The organism is Arthrobacter sp. SIMBA_036 (genome assembly GCF_046535135.1).
Classification (GTDB): domain Bacteria; phylum Actinomycetota; class Actinomycetes; order Actinomycetales; family Micrococcaceae; genus Arthrobacter.
On the sequence record NZ_JAWRXG010000004.1, the window covers coordinates 300,426 to 316,027 of the forward strand.

The 15,602-nt window shown below is 62.8% G+C and carries 14 protein-coding genes, 1 tRNA gene and 1 pseudogene; 5 read left to right on the forward strand and 11 right to left on the reverse strand.

Annotated elements, in window-relative coordinates:
* Nucleotides 1–82: 82 nt before the first annotated feature.
* Nucleotides 83–1,318: an MFS transporter gene (locus SB659_RS08020; protein ID WP_410550060.1), complete on the reverse strand. Its 1,236-nt coding sequence runs from the start codon at nt 1,316–1,318 to the stop codon at nt 83–85.
* A gap of 170 nt (nt 1,319–1,488) precedes the next feature.
* Between SB659_RS08020 and SB659_RS08025 the strand changes: the two genes are divergently transcribed.
* The gene (locus SB659_RS08025) at nt 1,489–1,935 is read left to right on the forward strand and encodes a MarR family winged helix-turn-helix transcriptional regulator (protein WP_284976149.1); all 447 of its coding nucleotides are present in this window, start codon (nt 1,489–1,491) and stop codon (nt 1,933–1,935) included.
* A 126-nt stretch (nt 1,936–2,061) separates the two neighbouring features.
* Here SB659_RS08025 and SB659_RS08030 read toward each other — a convergent pair.
* The 10 genes and pseudogenes from SB659_RS08030 to SB659_RS08075 form a co-directional block, all read right to left on the reverse strand.
* Nucleotides 2,062–2,138 (reverse strand) — tRNA-Pro (locus SB659_RS08030).
* 171 nt (nt 2,139–2,309) lie between these two features.
* On the reverse strand, nt 2,310–3,860 hold the full coding sequence (gene der, locus SB659_RS08035) for a ribosome biogenesis GTPase Der (RefSeq protein WP_284979486.1): 1,551 nt from the start codon (nt 3,858–3,860) through the stop codon (nt 2,310–2,312).
* A 10-nt stretch (nt 3,861–3,870) separates the two neighbouring features.
* A pseudogene (locus SB659_RS08040) lies at nt 3,871–4,552 on the reverse strand (lysophospholipid acyltransferase family protein).
* Nucleotides 4,553–4,607: 55 nt separating this feature from the next.
* The gene (gene cmk, locus SB659_RS08045; protein WP_284979484.1) at nt 4,608–5,321 is read right to left on the reverse strand and encodes a (d)CMP kinase; all 714 of its coding nucleotides are present in this window, start codon (nt 5,319–5,321) and stop codon (nt 4,608–4,610) included.
* Entirely contained in the window at nt 5,321–6,427 is a 1,107-nt protein-coding gene (locus tag SB659_RS08050; protein WP_410550061.1) for a prephenate dehydrogenase, read from the reverse strand. Before SB659_RS08050 ends, cmk begins: the two co-directional genes overlap by 1 nt.
* 3 nt (nt 6,428–6,430) lie before the next feature.
* Nucleotides 6,431–7,642, reverse strand: a complete 1,212-nt coding sequence (locus SB659_RS08055; protein ID WP_284979482.1) for a pseudouridine synthase — start codon at nt 7,640–7,642, stop codon at nt 6,431–6,433.
* Between the two features lie 151 nt (nt 7,643–7,793).
* On the reverse strand, nt 7,794–8,450 hold the full coding sequence (gene scpB / locus SB659_RS08060; protein ID WP_410550062.1) for an SMC-Scp complex subunit ScpB: 657 nt from the start codon (nt 8,448–8,450) through the stop codon (nt 7,794–7,796).
* Nucleotides 8,443–9,342: a segregation and condensation protein A gene (locus tag SB659_RS08065; protein ID WP_284979480.1), complete on the reverse strand. Its 900-nt coding sequence runs from the start codon at nt 9,340–9,342 to the stop codon at nt 8,443–8,445. The genes scpB and SB659_RS08065 overlap by 8 nt, the downstream gene beginning before the upstream one ends.
* A gap of 6 nt (nt 9,343–9,348) precedes the next feature.
* Nucleotides 9,349–10,185, reverse strand: coding sequence for a ParA family protein (locus tag SB659_RS08070; protein WP_410550080.1), 837 nt, complete (start codon nt 10,183–10,185; stop codon nt 9,349–9,351).
* Nucleotides 10,186–10,494: 309 nt separating this feature from the next.
* On the reverse strand, nt 10,495–11,883 hold the full coding sequence (locus tag SB659_RS08075) for a cation:dicarboxylate symporter family transporter (protein WP_410550063.1): 1,389 nt from the start codon (nt 11,881–11,883) through the stop codon (nt 10,495–10,497).
* Nucleotides 11,884–12,022: 139 nt separating this feature from the next.
* Here SB659_RS08075 and SB659_RS08080 point away from each other — a divergent pair, with 139 nt between their 5' ends.
* The 4 genes from SB659_RS08080 to SB659_RS08095 all read left to right on the forward strand — a co-directional run.
* Nucleotides 12,023–13,687 carry an ATP-binding protein gene (locus SB659_RS08080; RefSeq protein ID WP_410550064.1) on the forward strand — a complete coding sequence of 555 codons (1,665 nt, stop codon included), beginning with the start codon at nt 12,023–12,025 and terminating at the stop codon, nt 13,685–13,687.
* The gene (locus SB659_RS08085; protein WP_410550065.1) at nt 13,684–14,397 is read left to right on the forward strand and encodes a response regulator; all 714 of its coding nucleotides are present in this window, start codon (nt 13,684–13,686) and stop codon (nt 14,395–14,397) included. The genes SB659_RS08080 and SB659_RS08085 overlap by 4 nt, the downstream gene beginning before the upstream one ends.
* Nucleotides 14,398–14,509: 112 nt before the next feature.
* Nucleotides 14,510–15,151 (forward strand): GntR family transcriptional regulator, encoded by a 642-nt coding sequence (locus SB659_RS08090; RefSeq protein WP_410550066.1) that lies wholly within the window; start codon nt 14,510–14,512, stop codon nt 15,149–15,151.
* A 23-nt stretch (nt 15,152–15,174) separates the two neighbouring features.
* On the forward strand, nt 15,175–15,602 hold a 428-nt coding region (locus SB659_RS08095; protein WP_410550067.1), incomplete at its 3' end, for an MmgE/PrpD family protein.

The following is a 15,602-nucleotide window of genomic DNA, read 5'->3' on the forward strand; positions in this document are numbered from 1 at the left end:
ACGGCGGCCCTGCTTCCGGCCACCGCTGAAAGTATAGGCACAGTAGTCCGGCGCTGGCAGTAGTGCCGGAGAGACCCGGCACTTACACATGCCGATGGGGCTGGCGGCTTCCAGCGGTGGCGGCCGCCACGGGGTGATTGTCGACGTCGGACGCGGCCACAGGGGCTCCCGACCCGTGGCGCTTGGCTGCGGCGGCCGCCAGCATCATCACCACCAGTGCTGCGGCCGTCATGCCGACTCCTGCCCAAACCGGCGAGGTGTACCCCAGGCCCGCGGAAATAGTGACCCCGCCGAGCCAGGCGCCCAGCGCATTGCCCAAGTTGAACGCACCGATGTTCGCCCCCGAAGCCAATGTTGGCGCCATTGAGGCGAAGTGCATCACCCGCATCTGCAAGCCGGGAACCGTGGCGAAACCGAATCCGCCCATGAGGGCCAGCGAGAAAACTGTTGCGACGCTGCTGAAGGCAGTAAGGGCAAAGAAGGCCAAGACCACCATCAGGCCGGCGAGGATGAGGATAAGGGACAGGTCCAAGGCTTTGTCGGCCGCCTTGCCACCGAGGAAGTTGCCCACGAACAACCCGCCGCCGAACAGCACCAGAAGCCACGGAACGGCGCTGGCTGGGAATCCGGAAACTTCGGTCAGCGTGAAGGCTATGTACGTGAAGGCGCCGAACATCCCGCCGAAGCCAAGGATGGTCACCACGAGGGAAAGCCATACCTGCCCTGAGGTGAAGGCGCCCAGCTCGCTTCGGAGGCTCTGAGCCGGTCCTGTTGACGCCTTGGGAACCCAGAGGGCAATGCCGAGCAGCACAAGGACGCCGATCGCGGTGATCGCCCAGAACGTGGAACGCCAGCCGAAGCTTTGGCCCAGCAACGTTCCGAAGGGAACGCCCAGGACGTTTGCTGCTGTGAGGCCGGTGAACATGATGGCAATGGCTCCAGCCTTCTTGTTCGCCGGGACGAGGCCTGCTGCCACCACCGAACCGATACCGAAGAAGGCTCCATGGCACAACGCGGCAACGGTACGTCCCAGCATCATTGCCCCATACCCGTCGGCAATGGCCGAAAGGAAGTTGCCGATAATGAAAAGTACGAGCAACCCTACGAGGACCGGCTTGCGGGGCAGCCTGGTCACGGCGGCCGTGACGAGCAACGCACCGACGGTGACACTAAGGGCGTAGCCGGAAATGAACCAACCTGCCGAGGCTTCGCTGACGTGGAAGTCGGCGGCAATCTCCGGCAAGAGGCCCATGATGACGAATTCAGTCAGACCGATGCCGAATCCGCCGAGGGCAAGGGCGATCAACCCTGCGGGCATGTGAAGCTCCTTGGTTGGTGGTTCCTTGACGAGTGGAAGTGCGCTTCCGGGAACCGTAGACTAGTAGTTGCAGACGCTTTATACATAGTTGCACACGCTAGATACTTGCGCACGCAACTACTTTCGAAGCTCTGCTGCAGTCCCCAATCGAGCTAGGAGCAGAGCACACCATGGGCATCAAGGACGACGCCGTAGAAATCCGGGCGCAGGGGTGGCGAACACTCGCAGCCCTGCACGGAAGCATCGAAACTGCCTTGGAAAAAGCCCTCCAGGCTTCCAGCGAACTGTCCGTTGTTGAGTACACCGTGCTGGACGCATTGAGCCGCCAGGATGGGTGGCACATGCGGATGCAGCAACTGGCCCGCGCCACCGCGCTGTCAAGCAGTGCAACCACCCGACTGGTCAACCGCTTGGAGGACCGGGGTTTACTCACCCGCATCCTGTGCGCAGATGACCGCCGCGGGATATACACCGAACTCACCGCCCCAGGGCAGCAGTTGCTCGAGGCTGCCAAGCCGGTACACGACGACACCCTGGCTGCAGCGCTGGACGCCGCCGGGTCCGTGCCGGAACTTGAGCCCCTCGTCAAGGCTCTCGATAGCCTGCAACACGCGTAGCGGGATCGCCGCGATCGTTCAGTGACGCTCGCCCCCAGGTGGGCGGGTGTCACGAACGCGGGCATTGGCCCTGACCCTTAACGACCAAAGGCCGGAACCAGCGTCTCCGCATGATTCCGGCCTTGTTGGTCGGGCTGACAGGATTTGAACCTGCGACCCCTTGACCCCCAGTCAAGTGCGCTACCAAGCTGCGCTACAGCCCGCTGGTCCACCGTTCTCCGCCTGGGAAATCCTTCGAAAAGTCTCTCCTAAGCAGTCCGGCCGAACCACCTCCAAAAGCTTACACGACGTTGGAGGGTGCCGCGTCCATCGGGGTCAAAGTCGGCTGTGATGACCGTCTCTTTTTCACCACAGCCAACTCCGACGACGGACACTTAGCGCTTCTTGCCGCGCTTCTCGCGCACGCGCATGTTGACCTCGATGGGTGTGCCCTCGAAGCCGAACGTTTCGCGCAGGCGCCGCGTGATGAAGCGGCGGTATCCCGGGTCCAGGAAACCCGTGGTGAAGAGCACGAACTTCGGCGGCCGGCTGGATGCCTGTGTTCCGAAGAGAATGCGCGGCTGCTTGCCGCCGCGGACCGGGTGCGGGTGCGCTGCGACGAGTTCGCCCAGGAACGCGTTGAGGCGGCCGGTGGGGATGCGGCGGTCCCAGCTCTCCAGGGCAATGTCCAGCGCCGGAACCAAGCGGTCCTTGTGCCAGCCGGTCTTGGCCGAGATATTCACTCGCGGCGCCCATTCAACGTGCGCCAGGTCTTGATCGATCTCGCGTTCGAGGTAGCGACGGCGTTCGTCATCCAACAGGTCCCATTTGTTGAACGCGAGGACCAGCGCACGGCCGGACTCAATCGCCAACTGGAGGATGCGGACGTCTTGCTCGCTGAGCACCTCGTCAACGGCAAGAAGTACGACGGCGACCTCCGCCTTTTCGAGCGCGGCCTGCGTACGCAGTGACGCATAGAAGTCGGCGCCCTGAGCCATGTGCTGACGGCGACGGATACCGGCAGTATCCACGAACCGCCAGGTACGGCCACCGAGTTCGATGAACTCATCAACCGGGTCACGCGTGGTACCGGCGAGCGGATCCACCACAACGCGTTCAGAGCCTGCGAGCTTGTTCAGCAGCGAGGACTTACCGACGTTCGGGCGGCCGATCAGGGCGATGCGGCGCGGACCGCCCGAGCGTTCCACGCCCTCTACCAACGAGTACTCCGGCAGGGTGTCCATCACGTGGTCCAGAAGGTCGGCCACTCCGCGGCCGTGCAATGCCGATACGGGGTACGGTTGCCCGAAGCCGAGGCCCCACAGTGCTGCCGAATCTGCTTCCTGCGCGAAGTCGTCCACTTTGTTGGCCACCATGATGACCGGCTTCTTGCTCTTGCGCAGCATCTTCATGACGCCCTCGTCCGTGGCGGTGGCGCCAACGGCGGAGTCCACGACGAAGAGAACAGCGTCAGCCAGCTCCACAGCCATTTCTGCTTGCTCGGCTACGCGGGCGTGGATGCCCTTCGCGTCGTGTTCCCATCCGCCGGTGTCTACCAGCGTGAAGTTACGGCCGTTCCAGTGGGCGGAGTACATGACACGGTCGCGGGTGACGCCGGGGGTGTCTTCCACAACCGCTTCCCGGCGGCCGAGAATGCGGTTGACCAACGTGGACTTCCCCACGTTCGGCCGGCCGATGATGGCAAGGACGGGATCAAGCTTGAGGGGGCCTTCTTCACCCTCATCGCCGAACTCGCCGCTGAGCAGGGCGGCGTCGTCCTCATCGAGATCGTAGTCCTCCAGGCCCGCCCGGAGGCTGGCGGCGCGGAGCTCCGCCTCGTCGTCGTCCAGTGCCGCCAGGTTCTCAGCCACCTGGTCGGTGCCGGTGGGCGTGTATTCGTCGTCGCCGGCTCCATGGAGGCCGGATTTTTGAGTCGTATCGCTCATTGCACTTTCCTTAGTGGTGGTCTGCCGGCGTCCCGGCTACTGCTGTTTGGCGGTGTTGCGGAGACGGTTTCTCCGGGCACAGGCTCCATGGGGAGGGCCTGGCCTGTGGATTCGATAGTGTCCTGGACGTGTCCGGCCAAAGCCGTGCGGATCTCCGCAGCCGCCCTGTCCATTGAAACACGCCCCGGTTCGCCCGTCCGGCGCTTCACCGTGAGGGGTTCGCCGAAGCTGACATACAGCCTGCGGCGTGGTTTGGGGATATGGTCGCGGTGCTCGTCACGGTGACGGGTCCCAAGTATGGCGACCGGTATAACTGTTGCCGCGGAATTGAGTGCCAGCCAAGCAACCCCGCTGCTGATGCTCCCTGCTGAACCGGTCCCCCGGGTGCCTTCAGGGAGGATCCCGACGCAGCGGCCGGCGTCGAGCAGTTTCTTGCCGGTATGCAATGCCGTGCGGTCACCGTCCCGGTCCACCGGAATCTGGCCGGAGCCTCTGAGGACCTTCCCGAGGACGCCCGCGAACATCTCCTTCTTGACGAGGATGTGCATCGGCCGCGGTGACGCTCCGAACAGCACAGGCCCATCAAGGAAACTGATGTGGTTCGCAGCGAAAAGCACAGGCCCGGCAGCGGGAACGTTGCTTTTGCCCGTCACCAGGGTCCGGTAAATGAGGTGGTCCAGGATCCAGCCGATGGGGCGGCTCCATAGCCGCGCCCACTGGGATGGAAGGATCGCCGGCGAATGGTTCCTATTCTCCATAGATAACCTTGCTGACGATCGCCAGGGCTGTGTCCACCGTTTCCTCAAAGTCGAGGTCCGAGGAATCCAGGGTTACCACGCCGTCGGCGGCTTGGGTGAAGTTGACTACCGTGGAGTCCTTGGCATCACGATGGATGACCTGCGCTGTGAGTTGCGCACTGCTCTGGGTCCCTCCGAGCTGGATCCCGCGACGCCGCAACCTGGCTTCCTCGCTGGCCGTCAGGAGAATCCTGACTTCGGCATTTGGAGCAACAACAGTGGTGATGTCGCGCCCTTCCACCACCATGCGGTGATGGTGCTGGTCGATGAGCTCGCGTTGGCGGCGGATCAGTTCCGTCCGGGCACCCAGCGTGGTGGCCACCGCACTTACCGCAGAAGAAATCGAAGGATCCCTGATTTCGTCCGTGATGTCGGTACCATCCACTGCTACGTACTCAGTGGCGTTGGTGGTGCTGATCTCCAGGGGCATGGTCTTTGAGGCCTGCTCCACGGCAGCTCCGTCCTCAAGATCCACGCCGGTCTTCAAGCAGTGCCAGGTCAGTGCACGGTACATCGCGCCCGTATCAAGGTATGCCAACTTCAATCGGCGGGCCACTTCCTTGCTGACACTCGACTTACCAGACCCGGAAGGGCCGTCGATGGCGATCACGAGGGGCTTGCCGGGACGCGCAACGGTCTCCGGACCAAAAAATTCACGTGTCATTACTGGAGTACCCGCCATCCACGATCGGTCAAGGCTTCAACAAGGAGGTCGTGCTTGCTGGGAAGAACGGAGAGCTCCACCATGCCTACATTCTGTCCCGAAGAATGGTCCAGCCGCAGGTCCTCAAGGTTCACACCGATCTCACCGATTTCGGTGAGGAGGTGCGCGATTTGCCCAGGCCTGTCATCCACGAGGATGGTCAGCCACGAGTAGGCCTGCGGTGGACCGCCGTGTTTACCGGGGATCCTCGCCTGGCCGGCGTTGCCCTCACTGATGAGCTGGGCAAGATCGAGCCGCGCGCCAGGGGCCAGCGGTTCTTCCAAGGTACCGATCAGCCGATTCAGGTCCTCGCGGACCCCATGCAGGATGGGCACCACTTTCTCCGCGTTGCCACCAAGGATCTGCACCCAGAGGGTCGGATCACTGGCCGCGATGCGCGTGGTGTCCCTGAGCCCGTTGCCCGCCAAGGACAGCGCGTGCATGGGGGTACCCTGCAGACGGCTGGCAACCAGGGAAGACATGACCTGCGGAAGGTGGGAAACCAACGCCACGGCTTCGTCGTGCTCGTCCGCAGTGAACTGGGACACGATGGCCCCGAGATCAGCTGCGAGTGAGCGCGCCGTTTGCAGGGCGACACTGCCGGTCTCCTCCGACGGACAAACCACCCATGGCATGGAGGTGAAAAGCTCTCCCCTGGCCGCGACCGGTCCGGACTTCTCCCGGCCTGCCATGGGGTGTGTCCCCACGTACCGGGAGAGGTCCACGCCGCGTTCCCGCAGTTGCGTTTGGATGCCTGCCTTGACGCTGGCGATGTCGACGACGACGGCGGACGGGTAGTCCGCCAAGGCCTTCTGCACGACGTCGGCCGTCACGTCAGGCGGAGCGGCGACGACTACCAGTTGGGGTGCTTGGTCCAACTCGGCCAAGGGGCGTCCTGCCCCGATGTCCACCGCGACCGCCTGATTGGTAGGCGAAGGATCGAAGAGGTAGACGGGAACTCCACGTCCGCGGAGGCCAAGGCCAATACTGGCCCCCAGCAAGCCCGTGCCGAGAACGACGACAGGGCCATCGAGATGGCCCCTGCCGTGCGTACTGAATGCCGACATCCCCTAGAGTCCTACAGATGCCAGGAGGTGTCCGACTTCCTGCCTGCCGAGGTTGCGGATGCTGCCCTGGCGTTGGTCACCCAAGCCGATAGGGCCAACCTTGACGCGGACAAGCCGCTCCACCGGGAACCCGACGGCGTCGAACATACGGCGCACGATCCGGTTCTTGCCCGAGTGGAGGACAACCTCGATCAGGACGTGGCCCGGGGTTGAGTCAACCAACTTGAAAGAGTCAACGGCAGCGAAGCCGTCTTCAAGTTCGACGCCGGCCTTCAGCTTGGCGCCGACACCCTGCGGGAACGGCCCACGCACCTGCACCAGGTATGTCTTGGGTACCTCATAGGAAGGATGTGTCAGGCGGTTGGCGAGTTCGCCGTCGTTGGTCAGCAGCAGAAGACCCTCGGTGGCGACATCGAGCCGGCCGACGTGGAACAGGCGTTCGCCCTTGTTCTTGTTGTTCTTCAGAAAGTCGCTGATGCAGGGGCGACCTTCCGGGTCCTCCATGGTGGATACAACGCCCTTGGGCTTGTTGAACACCATGTACACAAGGGTTTCATCGAGCTGGATCCGGATGCCATCAACGTGGATCACTACAGCGGTGGGATCGACACGCATGCCGAGTTCAGTGGTGACCTGGCCGTCAACCTCAACGCGGCCTTCGAGGATCATTTCCTCGCACACGCGGCGCGAGGCCACTCCGGCCTGGGCCATGACCTTCTGAAGGCGCACGCCGTCGACGTCGTGCAGGTCCGACTGCGGAACTTCCTGGCGCGGGCCGCGGTTGCGTCCTGGCTTGCGAATGGGACCAAGGTTCTGGCCGAAGCGTTCGCTGCCGAAGGCCTTGGAGCCGAACTGCTTGGCTGGTTTTGCCTTGGGCTTGATGGCGCCGGGAGTGCCCGGGGCTTTCCCGAAGCCTGGCTTGTTGGAGCCCGGCTTACGGAACGGCTTGGCAGGCCTTGCCGCCTCGCCGCGATCGTAACCGCCCGCCGTCGTGGGGTTGTCGGGATCGAAGGGGGCAGCTTCGCGAGGCTTCGAAGCCTTGAAAGGGCGGCCCTCGCCCTGGGTGAAGTTGCGCTTTCCAGCGCCGGCGCTGCCGCCGCGGCCGGAGAAGCCGCCGGCGTTGGAGCGGCCGTTGCCGCCCTTGGCCTCATTGCGTCCGGAGCTGTTGCGTCCCGAACCGTTACGTGGTGAACTCTGGCGTCCCGCCTGTGTCATGACCCGTCCTTGTGTAGTAATGGCCGGCGTTCGTTGATGAAATCAACACTAGCCAGCCGGGCAGACATCGTCTGCCCTTTGTCGCTGTGCACCGGGGTGTGGTGCGTGAATCTGTATGAAGTTCTGAAGCAGTCCGGGCGTCGGCCCGGCGTTACGTGCGGCTTGCGTTGTAATACTCGTCGATGCCTTCCAAGCCCGGAAGATGCGGCGAGAGTTGCGGCAGTTCGGCCACCGAACCGATGCCCATCCGTTCCAGGAAGTACGAGGTTGTCCGGTAGAGGACAGCACCCGATTCGGGATCGGTTCCGGAGTCCTCGATCAAACCCCGCTGGGTCAGGGTCCGGACCACCGAATCAACGTTGACGCCGCGAATTGCGGACACCCGGGCCCTGGAGACCGGTTGCCGGTAAGCAATAACCGCCAGTGTTTCAAGCGCCGCTTGAGTAAGCCTGGTGGTCTGGCCTTCGAGGACGAACCTGCCCACGACGTCGGCAAATTCCGGCCGCGAGTAGATCCGCCACCCACCGGCGACGTTCCGCAATTCAAAACCCCGGGGTGCAGTGCTGTCATGGGAAAAGCCGACAGCATCCACGTCCGGGGCTTTAACAGTATAGCCGCTATACTCCCGCTGCAGGTCCTGCAGCAATTCCTCGACGACGGCGACCGTGACGTTCAGTCCTGCGGCCAGCTCGGCCGAGGTGGCCGGTTGGTCAATGACCATGAGGACTGCCTCGAGCGCGCCCCGCGGGCCGCCGGGCAGCTGGTTCAGTTCTGCCAGGCCGTCCTGGACGGTCCCCTCTTCACTCATTGCTGTCTCCTGCGCTTCCAGCTTCTCCAGCGTCGCGTCCTGCTTCGTATTCCTCGTTCAGGCTGGAACTGTCCCACTCCGCGTCGGCTCCGGTCCATCGCACGGTCAGCTGGGCCAACGGTTCCGGCTGTTCGAAGGCAACAACGCGATCCCTGAACATTTCCAACAACGCAAGGAAGCGAGCCACCACCACCAACGTTGTGTCGGCGTCGGCAATCAACGTTTGGAAGGACAGCGGCGCACCCAGTCTCAGGCGGAAACCCATAATCTCGGCCTGTTCCTTGACGCTGACCGGCGGTGCGTGGAGGTGGTCCAACCCCACCTCAACCGGTGCGGTGCCTTTGGGTTTGAGTGCCGCGGCAGCCAGCTCCGCGAACTGCTCGGGGGTGTGCCGCCACACAAGGTCGGGAAGCATGGCAGCGAAATGCTGCTCCAAAGCCACGTGGCGTGGATACCTCCGGGCTTCCTCCTCCAGCGTTGCACCCACGATGCCCGCAACTTCCTTGAACGCTTTGTACTGCAGAAGGCGGGCGAACAGCAGGTCCCGCGCCTCCAGGAGGGCAATGTCGTCGGCATCTTCGACTTCTCCGGCAGGAAGAAGGCGGGCAGCTTTGAGATCCAGCAACGTAGCGGCAATGACCAGGAACTCGCTGGCTTCATCCAACGCCCAGTCCTCCCCCAGTTTCTGGAGGCGCCGGATGTACTTGATGAATTCATCGGTCACCGTGGCCAAGGCCACCTCGGTGATATCGAGCTTGTGCTTCGAAATCAACCCCAGAAGGAGATCGAACGGGCCGGTGAAGTTAGCCAGGCGCACCTCGAAGCCGGCCTTCCGCGGGCTTGCGTCCGTTTCTGTGGGCGCCTCAGTGGCCGGGGCGATTGACGGAACCACGGTGGGCTAGGGCGCGCCGCCGCGCGAAATCAGTTCCTTTGCAAGACGGCGGTAGGCATCTGCGCCGATGTGGTTGCCGGCATAGCTGGTGATCGGCTCCGCAGCCACCGTGGCGTCAGCGAACTTGATGGAACGCTTAATGACAGTCTCGAACACTTTGTCGCCGAAAGCCTCCACCAGGCGGGAAATCACTTCCCGGCTGTGCAGTGTACGGGCGTCGTACATCGTTGCCAGGACTCCGTCCACCTGCAGGCGCGGGTTGAGGCGGTCTTGGACCTTCTCGATGGTCTCCACGAGGAGGGCAACGGCCCTGAGGGCAAAGAATTCGCAGATCAACGGAATAATGACGCCGTGGGCCGCGGTCAGAGCATTGACGGTCAGCAGGCCAAGGGAGGGTTGGCAGTCGATGAGTACGACGTCGTAGTCATCTTCCACCTTCTTCAGGGCACGGTCCAAAACCTGCTCGCGGGCCACCTCGTTGACCAACTGGACCTCGGCCGCGGAAAGGTCAATGTTCGCGGGCAAAAGATCCACACCCTCGACGCCGGTCTTCTGGATGGCGTCCTCGATGCTCACTTTGCGGTCCATGAGCACGTTGTAAACAGTGAGGTCGAGCTCGTGCGGGTTGGCGCCGAGGCCTGCTGAGAGTGCGCCCTGGGGATCGAAATCGACCAAGAGCACACGCCTGCCGTATTCTGCGAGCGCCGCGGCAAGGTTGATGGTGGAGGTGGTCTTACCTACGCCACCTTTTTGGTTGACCATGGCGATGACCCTGGCCGGCCCATGGGATGCCAACGGAGCGGGTTCCGGGAAGTCGCGGTGAGGGCGGCCCGTGGGGCCCATGACGGCGTCTTCCAGATCGATTTCAGTGCCTTCCAGCGTCGCTGTTCCACGTTCGATGCCCACGTATCTAACCACTCTTTCGACGACGATCTTCCCTGCCGCTGATCCCCCGGGTCCCAGCGCTACTACCTCTTCAGGCTACAGCGCCGACACGCTTATTTTGGGAACTTGACTTTGTCCGCATATTGAGCCTTGACCTTCTAGTTGAGGTCTAAGGTTGCGCGGTTGCCGCGGGTGTTGCGGACAACGCAAAAGGCCGGCACCTGGAGGATACCGGCCTTTTGCCGTGGCATGGCGTGCGGGAGCTGGCTAGACGCCGGCTGCGTGCTTTTCGATGGACAATGGCGTGGCTGCAGTGCTGTTGGAAGCGACCGTCGCGGCAGCCCCGGCGTCGGCGTGAGCCTCGCCGTCGGCCATCATGGTCTGCTCGTCGAAGGGAGCGGCGCCGGAGAGGACGCGCCCCACCTGGCTGTTGTCGATCTCCTTGACCCAGGTGCCCACCAGGATCGTGGCCACGGCGTTACCGGTGAAGTTCGTCAGTGCCCGCGCTTCCGACATGAAGCGGTCGATGCCCACGATCATGCCCACTCCACCGAGCAGCTCGGGGCGGTGCGCCTGGAGTCCGGCCGCAAGGGTTGCCAGGCCTGCACCAGTGACACCGGCCGCGCCCTTCGAAGCAATGATCATGAAGACGAGCAGTGAAATCTGGGCTCCGAAATCAAGAGGCGTACCCATGGCGTTCGCGACGAAGAGGGAAGCCATGGTCAGGTAAATGGCGGTGCCGTCCAGGTTGAAGGAATAGCCCGTGGGAACGGTGACGCCGACTACCGGCTTGGAGACTCCGAGGTGTTCCATCTTGGCGATGAGCCGGGGCAGTGCTGCTTCCGACGACGAGGTGGAGAAGATCAGCAGGTATTCACGGGCCAAGTACTTCATGAGCTTGAAGATGTTGACCCCGGACACTACCCGAAGGATCGAACCGAGAATCACCACAATGAAGAGTGCGCAGGTGATGTAGAACGCCACCATCAGCGTGAACATGCTGAAGATCGCCTGGACACCCGTAGCCCCCACAACAGCCGCGATCGCACCGAAGGCACCCACTGGAGCCAGCCACATGATCATGACCAGGATGCGGAACACCAGGCGTTGTCCGTGGCCAATCGCGGTGAGGATCGGCGTACCCTGCTTGCCCATTTTCTGGAGTGCGAACCCGATAAGGATCGCCGCAAGCAACGTCGGGAGGACCGGGATGTCATTCGGGATGATACCCAGGAGGAAATCGGCCGTGCTGTTGGTCGCCGCCTTGGCATTTGGATCATAGGGGCTCAACTTCAGGCCGGCGCCCGGGTGGATCACGTTACCCACCACCAGACCGATGGCCAGGGCGAACGTTGACATCACCACAAAATATCCGAGTGCCAAGCCGCCGACTTTGCCCACAGTGGCTGCTTTGGCGATGGACCCGATACCAAGGACAATGGTGCAGAAGATGACAGGGGCAATCATCATCTTGATGAGTTTGATAAAGCCGTCGCCGAGCGGTTTCAGCGACTTGCCGACCTCGGGGAACATCAGGCCGATGACCGCGCCGAGCACGACCGCCAAAATGACGGCGATGTACAGGTAATGCGACTTATCGAGCCCCTTGCGTCCGGTACGGGCGGCCAGCGCCGACTCTCCTCGTTGAGAGGTCATGGGATTCTCCTTCTGGGTACTGTGTAAGGCGCCGCGGTCCTGCACTTGTGTCCACTCCGCCGCCCCTGTGTGATATCCATCATTGATCCGCTGGTGACACACATCACCCTTGCGTTCATATTGGTCATGGGAGGCCAACGTGTTTCATAAATGGAGCATCGCCCGGCGCTTGTTTGTGGCGAACTTACTGTTCGTCCTGGTGCTGACGGCGGTTTTCGGTACGTTCTCCGTGGTGGAAGCCAGGGATCGCGCCTATGGCGACGCCGGAGACCGGATGCGCGCCATCGCCACGTCAATCGCCAACAATCCCTTGGTCCTCCAAGCTGCTTCGACGCCGAATCCGTCAGCGGCGCTTCAGCCCTACGCACTTAAAGTCACCGCGGACGCCAAGGCGGATTTCATCACGATCATGGCGCCGGACCGCACACGCTGGACCCACCCCCGTCCCGAGGAAATCGGCAAGCCCTATATCGGGACCATCGACCCCGCACTCCATGGCGAGACATTTACCGAAGTCACCGCAGGAACCCTTGGCCCGTCGGTGCGCACGATCGCCCCCGTGAAGGACAGCGCCGGCAACGTCAAGGCGTTAGTAGCGGCGGGTATCACCGTCCGAACAGTTGACACCGATGTGGCGGAGCGGCTCGGCGTTATTGGTGGAATCGCCATAGTGGTGTTGTTCTTCGCGTTCCTGGCCTCCTGGATCCTGGGCAGGTACCTTCGCCGCATCACCCGCGGGTGGGGCCCAGAGCAGCTGGCACAACTCTTCGCGTATTACGAATCAGTCCTGCATTCAGTTCGTGAAGGCCTGATCTTGGTGGACACCAAGGGAAAAGCCGTCATGTACAACGATCAAGCGGCGGAGCTGCTGGGGCTGGAACCGTCCGACGTCGACCGGTCACCCGACGCCGCGCCGAAACTTGCCGAGCTTCCCTTCGGCGGCAGCCTCCGGGCCTTGTTCGAGTCCGGCCGACCGGCACATGACGAGATCCATCTGACCGGATCCCGGATCCTGGTGGTGAACCAAGCACCAGCAATTGCCCCCTTGCCCAAGCGCAGCAGGCAGAAACCTCCCGTCTATGGCACAGTTGCCACTATTCGGGACAGGACCGAAATTGAGTCCCTCGGCACCGAACTGGAAACCATGAAGACCCTCTCCGATGCCTTGCGGGCCCAGACCCACGAGCACGCAAATCGGCTGCACATGATTGTCTCCCTCCTGGAATTGGGCCGCACCCCGCAGGCACTGGAGTTCGCCACCAAGGATCTTGAGCTCAGCCAACAGCTCACCGACGACATGGTGGCCTCCGTCGACGAACCGGTAATGAGCGCGCTGGTCATGGGCAAGTCCGCAGAAGCACATGAGCGCGGGGTGGAGCTCGAGGTGCGGACCTCCGGCAATTCCGGCGTCCGCGGTCTCGAAGTCCAGGACTTGGTGACGATCCTGGGAAATCTCTTGGATAACGCCATCGATGCCGCGGCGGCGGGTGAAGCTCCCCGGCAGGTACAACTGGACGTGGATGCCCGGCCCACGGGCGTCCAGTTCACCGTGCGGGATTCCGGCAAGGGAATCGACGCCGGCTCCATCGAGGACGTCTTGCAGTATGGATTCAGCACGAAATCCTCGGCGGAAGATCCCCGCGGAGCCCACGGGCGGGGAGTCGGGCTCGCACTGGTTCGTCAGGCGGTACATCGCCTGAACGGTACGATGTCCATCAGCAACCTCGGGTCCAACGGCAACCTCGGCGGTGCGCAATTCCATGTGGTGCTTCCCGCGCCGGTATCCGAGGAAGAGAAAGCATGACAGACATCCGGGTTTTGGTGGTCGAGGACGAACCCATCGCTTCTGACGCACACGCCGTCTACGTCGGGCGGATGGATGGCTTTACCTTGGTGGGGACGGCCCCGGATGGCCAATCAGCACTAAGAATCCTGAGTGATTTCGCCGCCTCCGGTACGCCCGTGGACCTGGTGCTGCTTGATTTGAACCTTCCTGATCTTCACGGCCTGGATGTGGCCCGCAGGATGCGCTCCTCCGGCGTGTTTGCTGACATCATCGCGATCACTGCGGTCCGGGAAGTCAACATCGTCCGCAGCGCGGTGTCCATCGGCGTCGTGCAGTATCTGATTAAGCCGTTCACCTACGCCACGTTTGCGGACAAGCTGCGCAGCTACCGCACCTTCCGTGAACAGTTGGCCGGTTCCGTGTCCGGCATTTCCAAAGCCGGGGCGTCGCAAAGTGATGTGGATCAGGCATTCGCGAGCCTGCGTGCCCCCACCGAGCTGCCGCTGCCCAAGGGCCTCTCCACCTCCACGTTGGAATCGGTCAAGGACTTGATGAGGGCACGGCAAGTGCCGGTGTCCGCCAGCGAGGTGATGGATGCGCTCGGCATGTCGCGCGTGACCGCCCGACGATACTTGGAATACCTGGCCGACGCCGGCACCGTCACCAGGGCACCGCGGTACGGTACGCCCGGACGGCCGGAAAACGAATACAACTGGAACCGCGCTTAGCCGCCTGTTAGTGAAAAGCCTGCAGACGGGCTTTGTATACAAACGAACAGTAATTGGCCATTTTTCACGTCCAGTTCTAGCAATCGCCACTCACTGTGTATACAGTGGCATCATGCGCGCCAGTGATCGGGCCTACATGGCCCTCCGTGAAGACATCGTCGAATGGCGTCTTCGGCCGGGCGCCATCCTGGCTGAAGTTGAGCAATCCGAACGCCTCGGAGTGTCACGGACCCCCGTCCGGGAGGCGCTGAGCCGCCTCACCGCAGAGGGGTTGACGACCGCGGCGGGGGGCCGCGGCGTCGTCGTTACCGATATTTCGCTGGAGAACATCGACGAGCTGTTCGAGCTGCGCGAAACCTTGGAAGTGCGGGCCGCCGCCCTGGCCGCTGAGCGCGGTGAAGCGGGCGTTTTTACCGAACTTCGCGCCCGGCTCCTGGATGCCCCTGCACTACTCAGCGAAGACGATCCCGCACGGCACGAGTACTACGCGCTGGTTGGCCGGTTGGACGAGGCCATCGATGCCGCGATTTCCAATTCCTATCTTGCCAATGCGATGCGCAGCCTCCGGGTCCATTTGGTCCGGGTCCGGCGCCTCGCAGCCGACGACGCCGCCCGGCTCCATGCGGCCGCGGCAGAGCACGCAGCCATAGCGGAGGCTATCGCCGACGGAAATCCCCGGCTGGCCGAAGCCGCCACGATACTTCATTTGCACCGCAGCCTTACCCACGTCAAGGCCGTCCATCCGGCCCGTTAGAACGTCTCACCACAAGGAGCACCATGGTCAAGAACAACCACGTCCGCGTCTATAAGAGCGAAGAGAACCTTCCCCGCGAGGAGCAGTTGGCCCATAAGATCGCTGTGGTCGCCGCCGACCCGGTAGAGGTCACGGCCGAGGTCACTGACATGGTGATTAACCGGATCATCGATAACGCGTCGGTGGCCATCGCGTCGTTGAACCGGGCACCGATCGTCGCGGCCCGGGCCCAGGCCCTGACGCATGGGCCTTCCACGGGAGGCAAGGGCGCGAAGGTCTTCGGCATCGAAGAGCGGGTGTCCCCGGAATGGGCCGCCTGGGCCAACGGCGTGGCTGTCCGCGAACTGGACTACCACGACACGTTCCTCGCCGCCGAGTACTCCCACCCCGGGGACAACATCCCGCCGATCCTGGCCGTCGCCCAGCATGTGGGCTCCAACGGCAAAGACCT